Source organism: Nocardioides marinus, from assembly GCF_013408145.1.
GTDB classification, from domain to species: domain Bacteria; phylum Actinomycetota; class Actinomycetes; order Propionibacteriales; family Nocardioidaceae; genus Nocardioides; species Nocardioides marinus.
The window spans coordinates 522767-544661 of sequence record NZ_JACBZI010000001.1 but is presented as its reverse complement, the minus strand read 5'-3'; the positions used below and the strand labels follow the sequence as shown (position 1 = coordinate 544661).

At 71.9% G+C, this 21895-nt stretch carries 19 protein-coding genes; 8 read left to right on the top strand and 11 right to left on the bottom strand.

What is annotated here, in order from left to right:
• The gene (locus BKA05_RS02710) at positions 1–1269 is read left to right on the top strand and encodes a DUF1501 domain-containing protein (RefSeq protein ID WP_179530050.1); all 1269 of its coding nucleotides are present in this window, start codon (positions 1–3) and stop codon (positions 1267–1269) included.
• A gap of 15 nt (positions 1270–1284) precedes the next feature.
• Here the strand turns inward: BKA05_RS02710 and BKA05_RS02705 are convergent, their stop codons facing one another.
• The 5 genes from BKA05_RS02705 to BKA05_RS20165 form a co-directional block, all read right to left on the bottom strand.
• On the bottom strand, positions 1285–1953 hold the full coding sequence (locus tag BKA05_RS02705) for a SprT-like domain-containing protein (protein ID WP_179530049.1): 669 nt from the start codon (positions 1951–1953) through the stop codon (positions 1285–1287).
• 10 nt (positions 1954–1963) lie between these two features.
• Positions 1964–2221: a hypothetical protein gene (locus tag BKA05_RS02700; protein ID WP_179530048.1), complete on the bottom strand. Its 258-nt coding sequence runs from the start codon at positions 2219–2221 to the stop codon at positions 1964–1966.
• Between the two features lie 671 nt (positions 2222–2892).
• Positions 2893–3084, bottom strand: a complete 192-nt coding sequence (locus BKA05_RS19460; RefSeq protein ID WP_343045775.1) for a winged helix-turn-helix domain-containing protein — start codon at positions 3082–3084, stop codon at positions 2893–2895.
• 308 nt (positions 3085–3392) lie between these two features.
• On the bottom strand, positions 3393–4382 hold the full coding sequence (locus BKA05_RS02685; RefSeq protein ID WP_179530047.1) for an aldo/keto reductase: 990 nt from the start codon (positions 4380–4382) through the stop codon (positions 3393–3395).
• 10 nt (positions 4383–4392) lie between these two features.
• Positions 4393–5547 carry a methyltransferase domain-containing protein gene (locus BKA05_RS20165; RefSeq protein WP_179530046.1) on the bottom strand — a complete coding sequence of 385 codons (1155 nt, stop codon included), beginning with the start codon at positions 5545–5547 and terminating at the stop codon, positions 4393–4395.
• 58 nt (positions 5548–5605) lie between these two features.
• Between BKA05_RS20165 and BKA05_RS02675 the strand changes: the two genes are divergently transcribed.
• From BKA05_RS02675 to BKA05_RS02650, 6 genes are all read left to right on the top strand, one after another.
• A complete protein-coding gene (locus tag BKA05_RS02675; RefSeq protein WP_179530045.1) occupies positions 5606–5863 on the top strand; it encodes a GlsB/YeaQ/YmgE family stress response membrane protein in 258 nt (85 codons plus the stop codon).
• Between the two features lie 61 nt (positions 5864–5924).
• On the top strand, positions 5925–6335 hold the full coding sequence (locus BKA05_RS02670) for a VOC family protein (RefSeq protein ID WP_179530044.1): 411 nt from the start codon (positions 5925–5927) through the stop codon (positions 6333–6335).
• Positions 6336–6437: 102 nt separating this feature from the next.
• Positions 6438–6713, top strand: coding sequence for a hypothetical protein (locus BKA05_RS02665; protein ID WP_179530043.1), 276 nt, complete (start codon positions 6438–6440; stop codon positions 6711–6713).
• A complete protein-coding gene (locus BKA05_RS02660) occupies positions 6710–7783 on the top strand; it encodes a hypothetical protein (protein ID WP_179530042.1) in 1074 nt (357 codons plus the stop codon). The genes BKA05_RS02665 and BKA05_RS02660 overlap by 4 nt, the downstream gene beginning before the upstream one ends.
• Positions 7771–8598 carry a hypothetical protein gene (locus BKA05_RS02655; RefSeq protein WP_179530041.1) on the top strand — a complete coding sequence of 276 codons (828 nt, stop codon included), beginning with the start codon at positions 7771–7773 and terminating at the stop codon, positions 8596–8598. Before BKA05_RS02660 ends, BKA05_RS02655 begins: the two co-directional genes overlap by 13 nt.
• Before the next feature lie 9 nt (positions 8599–8607).
• Complete coding sequence (locus BKA05_RS02650; RefSeq protein ID WP_179530040.1) at positions 8608–8814, top strand: hypothetical protein; 207 nt, start codon at positions 8608–8610, stop codon at positions 8812–8814.
• A 3-nt stretch (positions 8815–8817) separates the two neighbouring features.
• Here BKA05_RS02650 and BKA05_RS02645 read toward each other — a convergent pair whose 3' ends face one another.
• From BKA05_RS02645 to BKA05_RS02635, 3 genes are all read right to left on the bottom strand, one after another.
• Complete coding sequence (locus tag BKA05_RS02645) at positions 8818–10119, bottom strand: TY-Chap domain-containing protein (RefSeq protein ID WP_179530039.1); 1302 nt, start codon at positions 10117–10119, stop codon at positions 8818–8820.
• Positions 10120–10243: 124 nt separating this feature from the next.
• Positions 10244–11488 carry a PP2C family protein-serine/threonine phosphatase gene (locus BKA05_RS02640; RefSeq protein WP_179530038.1) on the bottom strand — a complete coding sequence of 415 codons (1245 nt, stop codon included), beginning with the start codon at positions 11486–11488 and terminating at the stop codon, positions 10244–10246.
• Positions 11485–12291: an alpha/beta fold hydrolase gene (locus BKA05_RS02635; RefSeq protein WP_179532939.1), complete on the bottom strand. Its 807-nt coding sequence runs from the start codon at positions 12289–12291 to the stop codon at positions 11485–11487. Before BKA05_RS02635 ends, BKA05_RS02640 begins: the two co-directional genes overlap by 4 nt.
• 187 nt (positions 12292–12478) lie before the next feature.
• Between BKA05_RS02635 and BKA05_RS02630 the strand changes: the two genes are divergently transcribed.
• A complete protein-coding gene (locus BKA05_RS02630; protein WP_179530037.1) occupies positions 12479–18016 on the top strand; it encodes a PKD domain-containing protein in 5538 nt (1845 codons plus the stop codon).
• Between the two features lie 192 nt (positions 18017–18208).
• Here BKA05_RS02630 and BKA05_RS02625 read toward each other — a convergent pair whose 3' ends face one another.
• The 3 genes from BKA05_RS02625 to BKA05_RS02615 are packed head-to-tail and all read right to left on the bottom strand — an operon-like array spanning position 18209 to position 21893.
• On the bottom strand, positions 18209–18943 hold the full coding sequence (locus BKA05_RS02625) for a DUF6339 family protein (RefSeq protein ID WP_484549360.1): 735 nt from the start codon (positions 18941–18943) through the stop codon (positions 18209–18211).
• Positions 18940–19773, bottom strand: coding sequence for a hypothetical protein (locus BKA05_RS02620; RefSeq protein ID WP_179530035.1), 834 nt, complete (start codon positions 19771–19773; stop codon positions 18940–18942). The genes BKA05_RS02625 and BKA05_RS02620 overlap by 4 nt, the downstream gene beginning before the upstream one ends.
• A 29-nt stretch (positions 19774–19802) precedes the next feature.
• The gene (locus BKA05_RS02615) at positions 19803–21893 is read right to left on the bottom strand and encodes a hypothetical protein (protein WP_179530034.1); all 2091 of its coding nucleotides are present in this window, start codon (positions 21891–21893) and stop codon (positions 19803–19805) included.
• Between the last annotated feature and the right edge of the window lie 2 nt (positions 21894–21895).

Sequence of the window (21895 nt, the reverse complement as noted above, 5' to 3'; positions counted from 1 at the left end):
GTGACCACCACCCCCCTGCCCCGCACCACCGGCGACTGCGCGTGCCCGGAGTTCCGAGGCGCCGACCTGAGCCGCCGCGGCTTCCTGCGCGGCCTCGGCCTCGCCGGCGCCACCATGACCATCGGCTCTGCGGTCGTGACCGTGGGCCCGAGCGCGCCGGCCGCCGCCGCGGACGCCTCGTCGGTGCTCGTGGTGCTCTCGATGCGCGGTGCCGCTGACGGGCTCTCGCTGGTCGTCCCGCACGGTGACCCCGTCTACTACGACGCCCGGCCCCGGATCGCCGTGGCCGCCGAGCGGCTCGTGGCCAAGGACGGCTTCTTCGGCCTGCACCCGGCGCTCTCGCCGCTGCTGCCCCTGTGGCAGCAGGGCAAGGTCGCGGCCGTGCACGCCACCGGTCTCGCGGTGCCCAACCGCTCGCACTTCGCCGCCATGGAGGCCGTCGAGGACGCGACCCCCGGCTCCAGCGAGCGGGTCGGCTGGCTCAACCGCCTCATCGGGGACCTGCCCGGCACCTCGCCGCTGCAGGCGGTCGCCGTCGGCAGCGCCCCGCCGGCGTTGTACGGCCCGCAGCCGTGGATGGGCTTCGACCGCCTCGACGAGGTCGGCGTGGCGGGTGACGACAAGTGGGATCCCACCGACGACCGGCTCCGCTCGCTGGGCAAGATGTGGCAGCGCTCGCGCAGCCCCCTGGCCCCGGCACTGCGCTCGGCGATGGCCGCCGTCGACGAGATCGGCCCGGCCCAGGCGCAGCAGCAGCGCTCCTCGGCCTTCCCGAAGAGCGACCTCGGCAAGGCGCTGTCCTCGGTGTCGCGGACCATCCGGGGTGACGTGGGCGCCTCGGTCATCACCGTGGACCAGGGCGACTGGGACATGCACTCCGACCTCGGGACCCTGCAGTGGGGCCGGATGCAGCACAACGCCGACGACCTCGCCCGCTCGATCGCCGCGTTCTTCGAGGACCTGGGGCCCGCCGCGGACCGGGTCACGCTGGTGACGGTCTCGGAGTTCGGCCGCCGGGTCGTGGAGAACAACAACTACGGCCTCGACCACGGCTGGGGCAACGTGATGTTCCTGGTCGGCGCGGGCGTGCGCGGCGGCTACCACGGCACGTGGGCCGGCCTGGAGGCCGGCAACGACGCCGACCTCACCGTCACCACCGACTACCGCTCGGTGCTCAGCGAGGTGGTCCGCACCCGGACCCCGGTCTCGACGGCCACCGTGTTCCCGCACTTCAGCCCGGAGCGGGTCGGCGCGATGGTCGGCGCCTGACCCCGCCGGGACGGCTCAGACCGGCTCCACGCCGGCGAACGGCACTCGCAGCACGACCCTGCCCACCCGCAGGTGGTAGCAGGTGCGCCCGCGCTTGAGGACGGTGCCGGCGGCGTGGTGGTACTCCCCCGGCACGATGATCCGCGCCCGGCTGCCCACCCCGAGCCGACTGACCCGGCGGCCCTCGCGCAGCGCCGCCAGCTCGGCCACGTAGTTGGGGTGGTGTGCCGCCGGTCGACCGTGGTGGGTCCAGGTGAAGAGGTGGCGCAGGTCGAAGGTGCCACCGCTGCAGCGCCGGCAGACCAGCACCCGCTCGGGGCGTCGGTGCCGGTCGACGGTGTGCCCCGCCGGGCACACGCCGAGCCACGGTGCGGCCACCCGAGGGGCGTCGGCGGGCACGCAGCGCTCCGCGGAGCAGCCGATGGCCCGCGCCGTGCGAGCCCAGGTGGCGTCGTGACCGTGGGCGGGGCCGACGAGGGCGTGGGCGATCTCGTGCAGGACGGTGTCGCGCACCATCGCCTCGTCGTGCAGCATCGTCAGCGGCGCGCTCAACCCGATGGTGCGGGTGGCGAAGCGGCACACGCCCGCGCGACGCTTGGCGGCGTCGTACTCCACCCGCCAGTCGCTCAGGCCGTGCTCGACCAGCAGCCCGGTGGCCAGCTGGTGCGCGGCGGTGAGGTCCATGCGGCGCAGGCTAGGCGTCGTCGCCGACAGTCCTGCCCGGTCCGTCCTGCCCACCCGACCCGCTGCCGCGGTCGGCCTCGGCGAGGCGCCGGTGCAGCCGGTCGCGGACCTCCTCCGGCGACATCTGGGTACGCCGGCGGTGCTCGCGCGCGACGACGACCCCGGTCGCGGCGACCCCGGCGACGCCCGCGACGCCGAGCACCTTCCACACCCGCCCCGACGACAGGCCGGCCCGCAGCCACGACCTCCCCGCACCGCCGTCCGCCATGGACCACACTTCCTCTCATGCGCGACCCGAGCAGCCGGATCTCCCTCGACCGGGCCGTGGACCTGACCCGCACCGGCGACCTGTGGCTCTTCCGCGGCCGCTCGACCGCCGACCACGCTATCCGGGTCCTCACCAACGCCCCGGTCAACCACGTCGGCATGGCGGTCGTCCTCGACGACCTGCCGCCGCTGATGTGGCACGCCGAGCTCGGCAAGGGCCTGGTCGACGTGTGGACCGGCCAGCACCAGCGCGGGGTGCAGCTGCACGACCTGCGGGCGGCGGTGCGGCAGTGGCACGACCGCTACGACCAGCAGGCGTGGCTGCGCCAGCTCGACGCCGGCCCCGACGGGGTCACCGCGCAGATGGAGGACGCCGTGCTGCGCACGGTCGCGCGGCTGGACGGCACGCCGTTCCCCAGCACCGCCAAGCTCGTGGGGCGCTGGGCGCGCGGTCGGGTGCGGCGCCAGGCGCCCGCAGAGCTGACCTACTGCGCGGAGGTGGTCGCGGCGACGTACACCGCGATGGGGCTGCTGCCCGAGACGCTGCCGACCAACTACTACGACCCGGGGATGTTCTGGTCCGGCGACGCCCTGCCCCTGCCCGACGGTGTGCGCCTGGGTGCCGAGATCGCGGTGGAGCCTTTGACCCACCGAGAGGTCACCAGGGCACGGTCAGAGGGAGGTCATGCCCTCGTCGGTGAGCGCCCAGACACCGGGCTGGGGGGCGAGCAGCAGACCGTCGTCGGCGAGCTCCTTGCGGGCCCAGCGGGCGGCGGTGCGCCACCGGACCTCGCCGGTGGGGCCGGTCTCGTGGTCGCCCGGCTTGAGCACCTCGGCCAGCCGCTCCTCGAGCTCGGCGAGCACCAGGTCGGCCTCGCGCTCGCCGCCGTGCTCCTGCAGCACCTGGACGATGACGGGCTTGAACTCCGCCTTGTCGGTACGCCGGCGGGGCGCCGTGCGGACCGCGGCCGCCTCCTTGGCCGCTCGCGGGGTCGCGACCCGCTTGCGGGTCACGGGCGAGGCCTTGGGTGGGGCCTTGACCGGCTCGGGTGCCGGCGGGTTGCCGTGCACGCAGGTCGACAGCGGCAGGTCGCAGTGCTCGCAGTAGTCCTCGGCCACGGGCCCGACACTACGGCGTGCTGGTTGGGCACGCGACCGGGGCGGCGCCACGGTCACCAGCGGGTGTGGACCTGCTCACGCAGCCGGGCGTCGTAGAGCGCCCGCACGCCGTCGAACAGCGCGGGCGACAGCGCGGGCAGCTCGCCCGCAGCCGCGTTGGCGCGCGCCTGCTCGGCGCTGCGGGCGCCGGGGATCACGGTGCTCACGCCCTCCTGCTGCGCGCACCACGCCAGCGCCACCTGGGCGGGCGTCGCACCCTCGGGGCCGTGCTCGCGCACCAGCGCGGTGAACTCGCGCGCCGCCTCCACACCGGTCGCGTAGTCGACGCCGGCGAAGGTCTCGCCGACGTCGAAGGCACTGCCGTCGCGGTTGTAGTGGCGGTGGTCGTCCTCGGCGAAGGTGGTGGACTCGTCGTACTTCCCCGAGAGCAGGCCGGAGGCCAGCGGCACCCGCGCGAGGATGCCGACGCCGGCCTCCCGGGCCGCGGGCAGGACCTCGTCGAGCGGCTTGAGCCGGAAGGCGTTGAGGATGATCTGGACGCTCGCGCACCCGGGCCGTGCGATGGCCGCCAGCGCCTGGTCGCAGGTCTCGACCGAGACCCCGTAGGCGGCGACGGCGCCCTCGGCGACCAGGGTGTCGAGCGCGTCCCAGGTGGCGTCGTCGGCGATGGTCGCGCTGGGCGGGCAGTGCAGCTGGACGAGGTCGAGGACCTCGACGCCGAGGTTGCGTCGCGAGCGGTCGGTCCACTCGCGGAAGTGGTCGAGGCGGTAGTTCTCCGGGACCTGCTCGACGCGGCGGCCCATCTTGGTGGCGACCGTCAGCCCGTCGTGCTCGCGCAGGAACCGGCCGAGGATCCGCTCGCTGCGGCCGTCGCCGTAGACGTCGGCGGTGTCGAGGAGGGTGACGCCGGCGTCGACGGCCGCGGCCAGGACCTCGAGGGCCTGCTCCTCGCTCACCTCGCCCCAGTCGGCCCCCAGCTGCCAGGTGCCGAGGCCGATGGCGGAGACGGTGCGGTCGGTGCGTCCGAGAGTGCGCTGGTCCATGTCGACGACGCTACCCACGGCGCAGCAGCACCAGCACCTCGTGGTGGGTGGTCTGGGGGAACATGTCCAGCACCCGCCCGCGCTGAAGGGTGTAGGACGGCATGGCCGCGAGGTCGCGGGCCAGCGAGCCGCTGTGGCAGCTGGAGTAGAGCACCCACGGCACCCCGGAGGCCTCGACCCACCCGGCGAGGTCGCCGCCCAGCCCGCGCCGGGGCGGGTTCACCACGAGCAGGTCGGGCCGCGGCTCCTGGGTGGTCGTGGCCCACGCGACGGCGTCGGCGGCGACGAAGTCGGCGCGCAGGTCCGCCAGCCGCGCCGCGCGTCGGGCGCCCTCCACCGCCTCCGCGCTGATCTCGACGCCGGTCACCCGGCGCTGGTCCCCGGCGTCGGTGGCGAGGTGCAGGGCGAAGCCGCCGACGCCGCTGTAGAGGTCCCAGACCCGGCTCGGCGCGAGGTCGCCGACCCAGCGGCGGGCGGTGGCGTAGAGCTCGGTCGCCACCGCGGTGTTGGTCTGGAAGAACGACTGCGGCCGCAGCTGCAGCACGACCGGGTGTCCGGGGACGTCGAGGCGCATCGGCAGGGTCGCCTGCTCGGTGAGCAGCACCTCCTCGGGCCCCTCGAGCACGGCCTTGTGCTCGGGCTGGATGTTGGCCGAGGCCACCGACACCGGCAGCTGCTCCAGCAGCCACCGCAGGTGCTTGCGCAGCCGCGGCAACGACTCGGTGGAGCGCAGCACCCAGCGCACCATCAGCCCACCGTCGGGCGAGACGGTCACCAGCAGGTGCTTGAGCTCGCCCCTCCTGCCCGGCACGTCGTACGGCGTCAGCCCGGCCCGGCGCACGTGGTCGGCCAGCACCGGCAGCGCCGCGTGGAGGCCGGGCTCGTGCAGCCCGCAGTGGCGCAGGTCCACGCCGTGTCCTCGGGGATCGAGGATGCCCAGCGTCGGCCCCTCGAGGGTCCCGCCGACCACCATCTTGGCCTTGTTCCGGAACCCCTCCTCGCGGCTGGCCGCCGCGTCCTCCCACCCGGGGGCGGTCGGGTCCGCGAGCACGTCGGCCAGGGCCGCGCGGGTGGCTGCCTCCTTGGCGACCAGCTGCTCGGCGTACGGGACGGGGAGCTGGGTGCACGACCGGCACACGCCCGCCTCGAAGTAGCCGCACCTCACGCACACATCATCCCTCGGGTGAGGTGGCATCCCCGGACCGGGACGTAGCGTCGAGGACATGCAGCTCATCGGACTCCTCGTCGTCGGCCTGATCATCGGTGCGCTCGCGCGGCTCTTCAAGCCCGGTCGTCAGCGCCTCGGACTCCTCGGCACGCTCGGTCTGGGCGTCGCCGGCGCCCTGATCGGCGGTGTGGTGGCCAGCCTGCTCGGCACCGGCAACATCTGGGAGCTCAACGTGCTCGGGTTCGTCGTGGCCGTCATCGCGGCGTTCGCGCTGATCGGCGTCGCGGAAGGTGTGAGCGCCAAGCAGCGATGAGTCCTGTCGGTGGGGCAGGTCACAGTGAGCACCGACCCACCCGCCGACCCAGGAGTCATCCATGGCCACGTTCCTCAACCCCTACCTGCACTTCGAGGGTGTCGCGTGCGACGCGATCACCTTCTACGCCTCGGTCTTCGGCGGCGAGCCGAGCGTGATGACCTACGGCGACATGGGCATGGAGGGCCCCGACGCCGGCAAGGTCATGCACTCCCAGCTCGACCGTCGCGACCTCGGCGTGCAGGTGATGGCCTCGGACTACCTGCCCGGCATGGGCGCGGACTCGCTGCTGGCCAACGGGATGCTGTCGCTGTCGGGTGACGACTCCGACCTGCTGCGCGGCTGGTGGGAAGCCCTGGCCGACGGCGGCGAGGTGCACGAGCCGCTCTCCGTGAAGCCGTGGGGCGATGAGTTCGGGCAGCTGCAGGACCGCTTCGGCGTGATCTGGGTGGTCAACATCGCCGCCGGCTGAGCCTGCCGACGAGGTTGTCCACAGGGCGCCGACGAGGCGGTAGCGCTCGTCTGCGACGCGGCGCAGACTGCTCGCACACCAACATCTCGGGAGGTGCGTTCCATGTCAGAGCTACGCGTCGGGGCAGACCTCGAGCACCAGGTCGCCGCACGACACCACCAGGCAGCCGCGGGGCTCGACGAGCTCTTGTCGCTCCCCGCGCTCGGCCCCGGTCCGGGCACGGGGGCGATGCTGCAGATGCTCGCGGTGCTGCTGGAGACGTCCCACCAGCTCGCGCAGGCCAACGACCTGACCGCCGACGCGGTGCGCGACGTCGCCCACGTCATCCGCTCGACCGACGCCCGGGTCGAGCAGGAGTTCCGGGCGGTGGGACCGTGAGCGTCGACCTGCGCACCGCACCGTCGGCGTCGACGCTGTCCGCCCCGCCGCCCTCCGCGCCGGGGGCCATGTGCACCGCGAGTGGACCTGCCGCGTTCTCGATCGCCTCCGACGGCTCCCCCGCGGTGCCGCGACTGGCCGTGACCTGGGTGCGCGGCACCGCACTGCCGGCGACGGTGCGCGCCAGCGAGCAGGTGCAGCAGGCGCTCGACCGCGCCGCGGATTCCTTCCAGGGCATCAGCGGCACCGCCTACGCCTTCCACGCCTCGATCATGCTGCGGCACCTGGGGGTGCTGGCCGACGGGCTGACGCGGGCGGCCGCGCTCTTCGAGTCGTACGCCGAGCGGCTGGTCGCCCACGAGAGGCTGCTCTCCGGCGTACGCGCGCAGGCCGTGGCCTCCGGCTTCTCCGTCACCGGCGACCTGGTCGGCGCACCCGACGGGCCGTCCGGCTCCGCCGAGTGGACCGCGATGGCCGCGGGCGTCGCCGCCGAGCGGCAGGCGCTGCGCGAGTGGGTCGCGACCCACCTGCAGGCCGCCGTCGACGGGCTCGTCGACGAGGAGACCTTCGAGTGGGTCGGGAAGTTCTTCGCCACCCACCACTCCACGCTGGCCTCCGGGGTGCTGGGGACGGCGCTGAAGAAGTCCCACCTGAGCCGGGTCGGCGACATCGATCGCGGCGGCGTGCGGCTCACCGCCCGCGAGCTGGACCGGCTGGCGGACGCGGCCGACCGGCTCTCGACGGCGGGCGACGCCCTCGGGCCGATCACCGTGGCCTACGACACCGTGTCCGCCCTGGAGAGCGACGAGCCGGGCCTGGGGATGGCCACGGTCAGCGGCGGGGTCATCGCAGCCGGGCTGGTGCTCACCCTCCCGATCAGCAGCGTGGTCATCTCAGGCGCCGTGACCGTCATCGTCACCATGGCGGCGGTCGAGGGAGTGGACCGCGTCTGGGGCCAGCTGCCCGACGACTGGACCGACACGCTCGACGAATCCATCGGCGAGGGCTGGGACGACCTCAAGGACGCCACCGGTGACGTGGCCGGGAAGGTCTGGTCATGGGTGTCGTGAACGACCAGGATCGCGACCCGCTCGGCCTCGAGCGGACGTGGTCGACCGGCAAGCGTCGCTTCGGTCAGGCGCTGCCGCTCTTCGGTGCGCTCGCCTACGCGGTCATGGTGACGATGTCCTACCTCGACCTGGGCGAGGACGAGTCGGTGACACCGTCGAGGGTGTTGGCGCACGCCACGGGGGTGCTGCTCTTCCTCGCCGGTGTCGTCCTCGTGAGCGCACCGCGGCACAGAGGAGCCGTGGGCGCTCCCGTCCCGGTCGACGGCGGGGTCCTGCTCCCGATCCGAGAGACCCGGCACGCGGTCAGCTTCATCGGCGGTTTCCTCATGGCTGCCTTCGTGCTGCTGGTCGTGGCCCAGCCGGGTTTCACGCCCGGGGCCGTCGCCGGCGCGGCGCTGGCGGGGGCTGCGACGATGGTGTTCTACGTCCTCCCCCGTCGGGCCACGACCGAGATGCGGATCAGGCTCGACCCGGAGGGACTGCGCTTCCACGACGGCAACCACGAGGTCGTCGTCCGGTGGTCCGAGGTCGCGGGGGTCGAGGCCCGGCTCACGGTGTGGCCGGGCCTCTACATCCGGCTGCGCAGCGGACGCAGGGTGGCGATGGAGGGCTTCCGCCACCGCTGGACCCCCTCCGCCCTCGGCGCGGTGATCACCTACTACGCCGCGCACCCCGGGGCCCGCAGGGAGCTCACCGAGGTCGGGTCGCTCGACAAGTTCCGTGTGGACGCACCCGTCACCGCACTGCCTGCGCCGCAGGCGGCTCCCTCGCTCTTCGCCCTGTCGGGTGACTGGGTCGAGCCCGATCGCGGGTAGGCAGGGGGCATGAGCACACCACCGCCGCCGACCGACCCCGCCGACCGCGACGAGGAACGCGCGGCCAGCCGCGCCGACTCCGTCCCCGAGGAGACCGAGGCCGGAGCCGACGACCCCCGACGTCAGGCCGAGGCGGTCCTCGCGGACTCCGACGAGCGCCTCGAGGACCCGTCGGGCACCCGCAACGAGAGCACGCAGACACCCGGCGAGGAGTAGGCCTCAGCCGGTCGGCCCGGACTCGCTCTCGAAGAGGTCCGGCTGGTCGTCCAGCAGCACCGACTGGATGCTGGGGCGCGGGTCGACCCGGCGCCGGGCCCGGCGACGTGCGTCGGCCTGGCGGTCGGGCTCGTCGACGATCCACCGCAGGCCGGCCCGCAGGGCGTCCAGCAGGCCGTCCACGTCCTCGGTGTGGGCGATCAGGTGGCCCTGGCGCAGGCCGACCAGGCGGCGTACGACGGCACCGCGGGAGTGGTTGAAGACCTCAGCCACCACGCGCGGCGACACCGGCCCGACAGCCAGCAGCTCGGCGATCGTGGCGACCTCCTCGTCGAGCACCGGCGCGGGGCGGGGCGCGTCGAGGTTCTCGAGGTAGCGCTCGCCGCCCAGCAGCAGCGCCGCCTCGGCCGCGACCTCGTCGATCTCGACCTGGCAGCGGGCGACCCAGCCCGCGAGGTGCTCGGGGACGAACGGCATCGCGTGCAGTTCGTGGGTGATGGTCAACCGGCTCCCGAGCATGCGTGCGGAGACGTGGGGCAGTCGACCGCCCACCAGGTTGAGCGCCGCCAGGCCGGCCTGGGGACGGGTCACCCGGTCGACGAGCACGGCGGTGATGGAGACGACGGGGCGGTCGAGGTCGGGGCCGACCCAGACGAGGCTCTGCTCGCCGCAAGGCACGACGACGTCGCCCTCCTCGTCGACGAACACCTCGGCCCCGGTCATCACGGTGAGCGTCTCCACGACGAGCTCACGCAGGTGCTCGACGTCGCGCGGGCGCACGACCGGCAGCTGCTCGATGAGCTCCACCCGGTCCGGCGGCTCGGGGGCGGGCGGCGAGTCGGGGCCCTGGAGTCCGGCGAGGTCCAGGCCGGAGGACTCCAGGAAGGCCGGGTGCGGCACGGCGTACGCCTCGCGCAGCGCCTGCACGAGCAGCCACGCGGCGCGCTCCTCCTCCCCCGTCTCGAGGTCGACCCACCAGTTGGCGGAGCCGTGGCCACCCTGGCCGGGGAGGTACGTCGGAGCGCCCCAGCCCAGCGCGAGCAGCCGCTCGTGCCCGCCCTCGTCGAGCTGGTGGGCAGCGTCGAGGTAGGCGTTGCTCGCGGCCTCCACCCGCCAGCCACCCCCGGCCCGACCGCCGACGGTGACGTAGGGGCCCGGACCGTCACCGAGCCCGGCGACCTGCACGGCCAGCACGAGGGACTCCTCCGGGCCGAGCCCGGCGACCCGGTCGGCCAGCCGACGCCTCAGCTCGCGCCACGCCTCGTCGACCTCGAGCGCCCGCCCACCCATGCCCCGCTCATCCATGCCGCACCTCCGATCCGCGGCCCGACGGCCACCGAGGAGGAAAGTAAAGACCTCCACCGACACTCCCGCGCGGCTGTCTGGACCGCCGGGCCGGGTGGGGGTCTCCGGGTCGGGTGTCGTGCCCTCAGTCGGCGACGAGGACGAGGCAGGCGATGTCGTCGCGCGGTCGCCCGCCCTGGAGCTGCACGGCGCGGGCGACGAGCCCGTCGGCCACCTCGCCAGCTACCTCGCCGGCGGGCGCCGACGCGGCGGCGATCGACTCGAGCGTCTCGACGAGCCCGCAGTCGCCCCAGAGTCCGTCGGCGGTGGGCGCCTCCGAGATGCCGTCGGTGTGCAGGACCACCATGTCGCCGGAGCGCAGCTCGAGCTCGACCTGCTCGGGCCCGTCGTCGGCGAGCAGGCCCGGCTCGTGGCGCAGCCCGAGCCCGAGGGGTGGGTTCTGCGACTCGACCGACCGCACCGGTCCGGCGGGGGGCCGCAGCAAGAGGGGCGGGTGCCCGGCGGAGACGTAGCTGAGCGCCCACCGGTCCCCGTCGCGACGCATCCTCAGCAGGGCCACGGTGCAGAAGCGCTCGGTCTCGTGGCTGTCCACCAGGACGTCCAGCTGGGTCAGGACGTGGGCGGGGGTGCGCTCCTGGGCCGGCAGGGAGGTGGCCAGTGCGCGGGCCCCGTTGCGGACGAGGGCGGTGACCACGGCCGCGTCGACGCCCTTGCCGCTGACGTCCCCGAGGACCACCCACCACTCACCGTCGGTGGGGAAGACGTCGAAGAAGTCGCCGCCGACCTGGTCCCCGTCCCACGCCGGTCGGTAGGCGCCGGCCACGGACAGTCCCGGCACGTCCGGCAGGCTGCGCGGCACCAGCGAGCCCTGCAGGGTGTCGACCAGGGTCCGCAGGCGCTGCTGGGCGTCCTCGGCCGCCCGCTGCGCCGCCCTGGCCTCCTCGGCCCGGCCGACCAGCTCCTGCTCGTAGCGTCGCCGCTCGGTCGCGTCGAAGACCGCCATCCGCACCACGGTGGTGCGGCCGCCGCCGTCCCGCTCGGCGGTGGCGTTCACGAGCGCGGGGAGCCGGGTGCCGTCGAGGCACTGCAGCTCCAGGGCCACCTCGTTGACCGCGCCCTGCAGGCGCAGCATCGGCATCACGTGGGTCTCGACCAGGACCCGGGCGGAGGGGACGAGCAGCTCGTGCAGCGTGGTGCCGGCGAGGTCGTCGGTGCACCGGAGCATCGTGCGCAGCGTGGTGTTGGTCTTCACCACGGTGCCGTCGGGAGCCAGGGTGAGGTAGCCGCAGGGCGCCTGGTCGTAGAGGGCACGCGGGTCGTCGTCGAGGAGCGCCGCGGTGAACGCCTCGAGCACGCGGCTCTTGCTCATCGCAGCACGTTCGCGGACGTCAGGTGCTCCCGGAGCACGGCCACGGTCTCCTCGGGGTCGCTGAGCTGGGGGCAGTGGCCGGTCGCGCGCAGGACGACCAGCTCGGCGTCGGGGAGCCGGCTGGCGACGTACTCCCCCACCGCGCGGGGTGCGATGACGTCCTCGGAGCACTGCATCACCAGCGTCGGGGCCGTGACCCGCGGCAGGATCTCGCGGGCGTCGCTGAGGAACGTCGTCCGGGCGAACACCTCCGCCACCTCCGGGTCCATGCGGCAGAAGGCCTCGGCCAGCTCGCCGTGCACCTCCGGCCGGTCCGGGTTGCCCGCGATGACGGGCGCCATGGTGCGGGCCCACGACACGTAGTTGGCCGAGAGCGCGGACAGCAGGTCCTCGATGGCCTCCGCCGAGAAGCCGCCCACGTAGTCGTCCTCGTCGACGTAGCGCGGGGAGGGGCCGATCATCACCAGCCGGGAGACGAGCTCGGGGGCCATGACCTGCGCGTACGCCGTGATCATCGCCGAGACCGAGTGCCCGACGAGCACCGGCTGGTCGAGGTCGAGCTCGCGCAGCAGGTCGACGAGGTCCTCGGCGTACCCCTCGAGCGTGGCGTAGCGCCGGGGGTCCCACGCCGAGCGGTCGGAGCCGCCTGCGCCCACCAGGTCCAGGGTCACGACGTGGAAGTCGTCGGCGAGCCGGGGCACCACGTGGTGCCACATCGACTGGTCGCACCCGAAGCCGTGCACCAGCACCAGCGGCGTCGCCCCCGGCGACCCGTGGTGCCTGACGTGCAGGCGATCGGACATGCTCACCTGCGTCACCGTAGGGGTCCGTGGGACCGGATGCGATACCCACACCCCTGTGGGGGTGGCCCCGAGGATCCGTGGACGACCTCCGAGCCGGCGTTTGCCCCCCTGTTTTCCCGCATTTGGGGCATGTCCTGCACGGCCGCCGCTGCCACGCTCCATCCAGCCTCTGTCGAGGACCCACCGGATGGATCGGACCGCCGCCGTGCACGAGCCCACCACCACCCCCAGGCGACCGATCATCGCGGCCCTGCTCCTGGCCCTCGTGGCCGCCGTCCTGCCCGCGCTGCTGGGTGTCGGCCCGGCCGCGGGCGCCGACCCCGCCCTGATCCACGTCGGCGCCGCCAGCAGCGCCGGCAACCGCACCGCGCACGTCGTCCGGATCCCGGCCGACGTGCAGGCCGGCGACCAGCTGCTGCTGACCCTCACCACCAACGACTCGACCGTGGCCATCTCGGACCCGGCGGGGTGGACGCTGCTGGAGTCGCGCGACGGCAACGGCATCCGCGGCCGGACCTGGACCCGTGCGGCCACCGCCGCCGACGCCGGCGTCAACGTGACGGTGACGACCGCCGCGGCGACCAAGTCGGTCCTCGCGGTGGCGGCCTACCGCAGCTCGCTGGGCTCCGCGTCGGTCACCGCCTCCTCGAGCCGCGTCGTGAACTCGGCGGGTACGACGCACGCGACCGCGCCGGTCGACGTGGCCGACCCCGGGTCGTGGGTCGTGGAGTCGTGGGCGGAGAAGTCCTCGTCCGCCACCGCGTGGACCCTGCCGACCGGCGCCGTGGAGCGCACCACCGCCGCGGCCGGCGGCTCGGGGAAGATCAGCGCCGTGCTCGCCGACACCGGCGGGGCCGCGGCGGTGGGCACCCACGCCGCCCGCGAGGCCACCACCGACCCGGCGGCCAGCCGGACGGTGATGACCTCGGTCGTCCTCAGCCCCGGGGTGGCGGTCGCCCACCCGCCGGTCGCCGACTTCACCAGCAGCTGCGACCGCCTCGCCTGCTCCTTCAACGCCCTGGGGTCCAGCGACCCCGACGGTGACGACCTGACCTACGCCTGGGCCTTCGGCGACGGCGGCACGGCGACCGGCCCCACGCCGTCGCACACCTACGCCGCCGACGGCACCCGGGCGGTCACGCTCACCGTGAGCGACGGCACCGCCACCGACAGCCTGACCCAGCAGGTCACCGCAACCAGCGGGGTCGCCCAGGGCGAGATCTCGTTCGTGGGCGCGGCGAGCACCGCGGGCAACCGGGCCTCCCACACGGTGCGGGTGCCGGCGACGGTCAAGCCGCTGGACCGGCTGGTCCTCTTCGTGACCGCGAACTCCACCGACGTGGCGCTGCCGACCGACATCCCCGGCTGGACGCTGCTGACCAGCCGGGACGGCAACGGCATCCGGGGCCGGGTCTGGACCCGCAGCGCCACGCCGGCCGACGTGGGCGCCGACGTCGGGGTCACCACCTCGGCGTGGATCAAGTCCTCGGCGGTCGTCGCGGCGTACCGCAGCACCGGACCGGCGCTGGTCTCGGCGTACGCGCTCGGGGGCAGCAACAGCTCCTCGAGCAGCCACACCACCCCGAGCCTGCCGGTCGAGCACGCGCGGTCGTGGCTGGTGAGCGCGTGGAGCGAGAAGTCGTCGACGACCGGCACGACCTGGTCGCTGCCGGGCGGCACCACCGAGCGCACGACCGCGGCCGCGACCGGCTCCGGCAAGGTCAGCACCGTGCTGGGCGACTCCGCCGGCGAGGTGCCCGTGGGCACGGCCGCGGGACGGACGGCGACCACCAGCAACGCCGCCTCCCGCTCGATGCTGCTCTCGGTGGTGATCGACCCCGGCACCGACGCCTCGGAGACCAACGAGGCCCCGACGGCGGCGTTCACGGCCGGCTGCTCGGGCCGCACCTGCGAGTTCGACGCGCGCGGCTCCTTCGACCCCGACGAGGACCAGCTGACCTACACCTGGACCTTCGGCGACGGCTCCACCGGCGACGGCGTCGACCCCTCGCACACCTACGCCAGCGACGGCCCGCGGACGGTGACGCTCACCGTCAGTGACGGCGAGCTCGAGGACACCGCGACCCGCTCGGTCGCCACCTCCCCCATCGCCCCGGCACCCGGCCACACCCGGCTGCCTCCCGACACCCCCAACACCTCCATGCCCTACATCGGTGACGGCGAGATCTGGGACATCGAGATCGTCGGCAACCGCGCGTACGTCGCGGGCACGTTCACCACGATCGCCAACCGCGCGGGCACCAACCGCACGACGTACCAGCAGGCGGGGCTCGCCGCCTTCAACGCCACCACCGGGGTGGTCGACCCGGCTTTCCGCCCGGTGTTCACCAACGGCGGGGTCGAGGCGGTGGAGGCCTCCCCCGACGGCACCAAGCTCTTCATCGGCGGCAGCTTCGGCACCGTCAACGGCCTGACCCACAAGGCGATCGCGCGGATCGACCCCGCCACCGGGGCCCCGATCGAGTCGTTCACCGCCAACGGCAACGGCAAGGTCCAGGAGCTCGCGGTCACCAACACCACGGTATACGCCGGCGGCCGGTTCAGCCTCGTCAACAACGTGCCCCGCGGCGCCCTGGCGGCCCTCGACGCGACCACCGGCGAGGTGCGCAGCGACTTCGTCAACAACCTCTCCGGCGGCATCGGCACCAACGGCGACCTGACCGTGCAGCGGCTCAAGCTGACCCGCGACGAGGGGCGGCTGCTGGTGGTGCACACCGGCCGCCAGGTCAACGGTCAGGACCGCTACGGCATCGCGATCATCAACACCCGCACCCAGCAGCTGACCCCGTGGCGCAGCCGGCTGTGGGAGGAGAACCTGCAGTACGTCGGCGGCATCCAGCGGATCTACGGCGGCGACATCTCCCCCGACGGCAGCTGGTTCGCCGTGACCAGCGGTTCGGGGGGTGACCGGCCCCCGATCAACGACACGGTCATCGCCTTCCCGATCAGCGGCGGCGACGACGTGCAGCCGCTGTGGATCTCGCGTGCCTTCGACAGCATCTACGCGGTGGCGATCTCCGAGCAGGCGGTCTTCATCGGCGGGCACTTCGCCTGGAACGAGTCGCCGACCTCGCCGCAGCCGTGGCCGGGCCTGACCGACCAGGGCTACGGCACCGGGCAGGGCCTGTCGGGCTACGGGCTCGGGGACGCGGTGGTCAAGCGCCAGCACCTGGGGGCGCTGGACCCGGAGGACGGCACCGCGCTGGAGTGGAACCCCACGTCGAACTCCTTCGAGGGCAACAAGCACATCGAGCTCACCCCGCGCGGGTTGTGGACCGGAGGTGACGCCACCACCCAGGGCGAGTACAACGTGGGCCGGCTGGCGTTCTTCGACTTCAACGCGATCCCCAACGGCAACGGCGTGGAGACGGTGATCGTCGACCCGATCGAGGGTCGGATCAAGCCGGTCGCCGAGGAGTTCACCGTCTCCGGCACGGCGACAGCCGCTGCCGGCGTACGCAGCGTGCGGGTGGAGATCATGGACCGCCAGTCGCGCCGCTACCTCAACGACGACCTCACCACCTGGGGAAGCACCACCGCCAACACCATCGACGCAGTCCTCGCGCAGCCGGGTGCCGCCTCGACCACCTGGTCCCTGCCGCTGACGTTCCCGAACAACCGGGAGCTGACGATCCGGGCCCGCGCGGTCTCCGGCACCGGCAGCCAGGACCCGTCGAAGGCGACGAAGAAGTTCGAGACGTTCGGGACCAGCGACCAGCCGCCCAACACCAACGTCACCGGGCCGACCGGCAGCCTCATCAACACCCGGACCTTCACCATCACCGGGACCGCCACCGACGACGTGGGGGTCAACTCGCTCTCGCTGGCCCTCAAGGACTCCCAGAACCGCTACCTGCAGGCCAACGGGACGGCCTCGTCGACGTACAACTCCTTCCGGGTCACCCCCGACGTGGTCGGCGGGCTGTCGACGACGTGGTCCTACGAGGTGACGGTGCCCTACGAGGACTCCTGGATGGTGCAGGTGCGCGCCACGGACACCGCCGGCCAGGGTGACCTCGACACAGCGGACCGGACCTGGCGGGTGGCCACCAACGCGGTGGCGCCGTCGGTGACCATCACCGCACCGGTCGCGATGACCCCGCCGACGGCCGTGGGCACCGTCCAGGTGACCCCGGGGCGGCCGGTGACGTTCTCCGGGACGGCCACCGACGACGAGAACCTGGCCTTCGTCGAGATCACGCTGCGCAACACCACCACCCGGGAGAACCTCGCGGCGGACGGCACGTGGGGCGTCGACTCGATCGCCGGGCGGCACCGAATCTCCCCGGTGAACATCTCGGGGGCCTCCTACTCGTGGTCGTGGACGACACCGTTCGACCTCAAGCCGGGCTCCTACACCTTCTCGGTGGCGGCGCAGGACGACCTGGGGCTGAGCACGTCCAGCGCGAACCAGGGGAGGCTGAGCCTGGCCGCGCAGATCCCGGGTGACGCTCCCCCGGACGGCCGGCTCGACGTGACGGGCACGATCACCGGCGGCCAGTCGCTGCAGCTGGCGCTGACCGGCACGGCCACCGACGACCTCGGGGTCGCGGAGCTGCGGGTGGCCCTGCGCGACCAGGACACCAACCGCTACCTGCAGCCCAACGGGTCGATGGCCGCAGCGTTCGCCACCCTGCCGGCCACGCTCGCCAGCCCGGGAGCCACCAGCACGACCTGGTCGCTGCCGGTGACGCTGCCGACCCAGGGCGACTGGGCGGTGACGGCGTACGCCTTCGACACCGCCGGCCAGCAGGACACGTCGACCACGGGCGCGACGGCGCGCTACCGGATCTACCCGGGCGACCAGCCGCCGACGTTGACCGACAACCTGTTCGCTCCCGTGGAGGGGGCGACGTTCCCCGACGGCAAGATCTTCATCAGCGGCCGCGCGGAGGACGACCAGGCGATGCAGCGGGTGGAGGTGGCGGTGGTCAACGCCGCCGGGCAGTACATGAGCTCCACGGGCGGCTTCACCAGCACCACCCCGAGCTGGCGCGCGGCGTTCCTCAACAGCCCGGGCACACCGGGGTCGAACTTCTCCTACACCACGCCGGTCATCCCCGCGGGGACCTACCGCGTGCTCGCGCGGGCCGTCGACCAGCACGACCAGGTGACGCCCACGCCGACCGAGCGCACCGTGACCGTCACGGTCCCCGACGGCAACCAGCCGCCGGTGCCGAGCTTCACGGTGACGTGCAACCAGAACGTCTGCACGTACGACGCCCGCGGCTCCACCGACGAGAACCCGACGGCCCTGACCTACGCGTGGAACTTCGGCAACGGTTCCGGCTCGGGAGCGGTGGTGACCCGCACCTACACGGCAGCCAACACCTACACCGTCACCCTGACCGCACGCGACGAGTGGGGCCTGACCGCGACGTCCACGCAGACGGTGACGATCACCGAGCCGACGGGCAACCGTCCGCCGAACGCGGTGCTCAACCCGCCGGCCTGCACCAACCTCTCGTGCAACTTCTCCGCCGTCGGGTCCAGCGACCCCGACACCGGGGACTCGATCAGCTACCGCTGGACGTGGGGCGACGGCCTGCCCGACACGACCACCTCCGCGACCACGCACGCCTTCCCCGCCGCCGGGACCTACACGGTGACGCTGACCGTCACCGACGGCTGGGGCAAGGCCACCGCGGTGACCCGCGACGTCACGGTCACCGCCCCACCCTCCCCCCAGGCAGTGGGTGCCTGACGCCGGGATCTCCCGACCCGGCCGGGGTGAGCCGTGGCGTCCATCCGTGTCGATGGGCGCCACGGCGTTCCCGGTGGACTCATCCGTGTCTTTGCTGGGATGGCGGCCCGGCGCGAACGGGGGATGGCGCTCGTGACGTCATCGTCTGAATGTAGGCGCAGTCCGGGTGCCTTCAGCGGTCCGTCTGCCGACTCAGACCTCCATGCGATCCTTCGTCACCGACCTACCCAACCCGTCGACGAAGGCCTCGATACCTGTTGCATCGAGTGCGTCAAGCAACCGCACGCCACTCTGGAAGGTCGCCACCTTGTAGAGATTTCTCGCCCACTGGGATCTGTTCGGCCCATCGTAGGAGAGCACCCTTCTGGCCAGCGCGACAGCCAGTGGTCGGTTGCGAACCAGGGCTGACCTCTCGAACAGCCCCACAAGCTCATCCTCACCGAGGGATCTGGCCGAGTCTGCAGATAGGTCACCGAGGACGTCAAAGCGTTGCCACGTCCTTCGTAGGGCGTTGCGTGGCGACCCGATGAAGCGGTCCTCGTGGAGGTCAGGGAACCGCAGGGCGGCGATGTCCGGGAACACCACCAAGGTCAGAAAACTCCATGTCCCCTCATGCGCTGCGTCAGCCGGCACTATGCGCAGCGCCAGGTGAAGCGCTCGGCCAAGGTCGGCGTCAAACGCGGATTTTTCGGAGTCCGAGATCTTCTCGACGGCGAGCCAACGCGCCATGTCGGCCTCCACGGACGTCCTGAGAGCTTGGATCTCGTCGGGACGAGCAATCCGGCCGGTGGCGACGGGTGCCTTGCGCTCATGATCAAACCCGACCATCCGCCTGAGCGCTGCCGGGCCCTCTTGCGCGTATGTGTCTCGCAACTCATCGAGCAGCGACATCGCGGTGGATCTTCCCAGACGCGGGTAGCAGATCATTGGGAGGCCACCCCCGCGTAGAGGAGGCGATCAAACTTGATCGGGTCCCGCTGGTAGATGTGCACCGCCTCCGCCAGCGTTCGGTTCAGGAACACGCTGCACATGGAAGCAACAACCTCTCCGATTGACTCCGGTGGATAGTCATCGTGGTCGAGGTTCTCCTGCGCGGCGACCACACCGACCAACGTCCTGAGGACCTCCAACTTGAGCCTGCTGTCCGTCGCGGGGTCGACCTCGGCCGAAAGCACCGCCCGACCCAGCGGGTGGTCCTCATTCACCAAGAGGCGCACGGAACCCATGAAGGAGTCACTCAGGTCGAAGAAGACCGCGTTGAGCGTCCACGGCACATCTGCCCAGTTCAGACTGGCGAACGACACAGCTTCTGTAGGGAAGCGTGAGGCGTCGCCCTCAAGCAGCACACGGCGACTCGGCCCAGTGGCGAGCCTCGATCCCGACCGGCTAGCCGTCCGGGACTTGGGTGGTAAGTCCGTTGCGAGCAACAGGAATGCAGCGACATCCAACCGATGGGCTACCTCGCCCGGTGGAAGATCGATTACGACCTCGACCTCTTGCGAAGCATGCGGCGCGAGTCGCGATCGGTGCACGAACCGCTTGAGCGTCGAGGGGCAGTCCACCAGAGCCACAACCTCCAAGTCGGAGATGTTCTCGATCCCCGTCTTCTCACGAACAGTCATGGCGTCGATGTCCACGTTGAGTCCGATGCGATCGCGCACGGAGTAGTCCCACGCGGGCATGAGATCCGGTAGCGGCGCTCGCACGCCCTCACGTTCGAACCACCAGCCACCCCACGCGACATCGTGGTCGTCCAAAGCTCTGTACGGAAGCAGTCGAGTTCTACTCATGACGCACCGTTCCCACCAACGACTCGTGCATGGACGTCAACCGCAACGTCATCGCTGGAGTCGAAGAAGTAGTCACGCCGCTCCCCCGGCGCCATGTGGATCGGACCGTTCGTGTCGAGCCCGACCCACCCGCCGTCCTGGACGTAGTGAGGGTCCAGGCTCCGCTCGGTGCCCCCATCGGTCCCGATACCGATCTGGAGGTCCACGCTCGATCCAGCCGGGGGGCCTCCCACCAGCCGTACCGTCACCAACGTTCGAGTCCAACCCGGACGCCCGATCTCGGCCCAAGCCGATCCGACCAGCTGCGCGGTCGCACGCGCACTCCTGCTTCCACCCGTCGGACCGGGCGACCGAGCCTTGGTCGGAGCAGACCCAGAGGAGCCGGCCATCAGGCCAGCCAGCCGGTCTCCCACACCGGCCGCGGAAGCACTCGCGTTCGCTGACCGGGCAGACAGATGCGGTTCCAAGAATCTGTCGGCCTCCTCTTGGACACGCTGTAGCGCCAACTTCACCTGGCTGCGCTGTTTCTTGTCCTGCAACGAGGCGGGCGACCAGTCGTCGTGAGCGGGTGGCTCGGAGCGCGCGAACACAGGGTCGAGCGCAGGCACCGGCTTGAACACACCGGCCCATTGGAATCCGGGTTCCCCCAGTGCCGCGCGTCTCAGCCTGCGCACCACCAGTTCGGCCCCACTCCTCATGAGCGTGACGTCACGACCGTGCTCCTCTTCGGCCGCCTTCGGATCTACCGGGTACTTGGTGAGCGCCAAGTGGCCCAGAACCTCGTTGTATCTCCTGATCTCCCGCACCTCCACGGGGAACAGGGTGGGGAAAGGCTCCGCGCCAGCCTGCACGCTCCTCACGGCGCGCAGACACCCAACCGCTCCGGATAGCACTGGGTGTTCGGCTGGGTCCGGGATCGGACGGTCCACCCCATCGATCTGGATCCTGATGTCCATAGGAACCATTCCGGTGTCGTCTGCGAGAAGCTTGGGCCAGAGATTCGCGAGGACCGCCTCTGTGAGGACGGCCGCGTCATCATCCGGGCCCGGCGCACCCAGCTCGGGGGCGAGGATGAGGATGCTTGTTCCGAGCTCATCGCCAACGAATGGCTTCGCAAAGATGTTTCTCCCCATCTGAGCGGCCACCGGGCCTACCAGCGGCTCGGGACGCCCACCCACGTCTCTTCCCCACCAATGACGGCCTGTGTATCTCGAGCCGGACATCTCGAACACATCTCCGATTGCCGAAGCAATGAGCCGGTCTTCGGGGCCCCGATCGGTGCGACATCGTGACCATACGATGATCGCCCCCACCTCGCTGACCATGTACGCCACGGACTTACCGAACCCGTAGGTGCCCCCAGACGTCATGTCACTCTTCGTGGCACCGATGTTAAAGATCAGATCGATGAAGTGGGTGACGGACCCAGGAGGAATAGCCTGATCGTTCCGGACGGGACCGCCCAAACCGACTGTTCCTCGGTCAGAGATCTCGATGGCCCGGGGCTGGGGGGCCGCCAGAGCTTCACCGATCCGAGTTCCAGAGGCCGATCCGGTGAACACCGACCTCCGCAGGACGCTCACGACTTCGGGGGCGAGATTCCGAAGGTTCAGGACGAACTCCACGGGCCTGTCACCAGTCCGGGCGTCCCAGCTGTTCTGCGCGGTCTCCCTGACCAGCAGTTCCTCCATGGAGACATGCGGAGTCCCAAGGAGTTTCTTTGCCCCAGCGCCCTGGATCGCACCGGGCTCGAACCTCTGCGGATGCCAGTCGAGAGGTCCTGCTGAGAGCCGCTCACCGACCAGGGGCGTCGCCTGGGTGAGCGTCGGTCTCGACAACATAGAGTCGGGCCAGCTCTTCGGCGGCCTGAGGTGTCCCTCGTCTCCAGTCTTGAGCGCTGCCTCTACTGCCCAGGCAAAGTCACCGCGTGCTCGGAATGCCTCGACGGCGACCTCCCAGGTTCTGCCCTGAGGTCGCAGGTCCGCTGCGCGGAGGTAGGCCGCCAAGACGGTGTTCACCGTCACCTCCCCCGGCCGATGATGGCGCCGGACAGGCTCGACCGCGGCCATCAGCTCCTCAGCGCTCATCT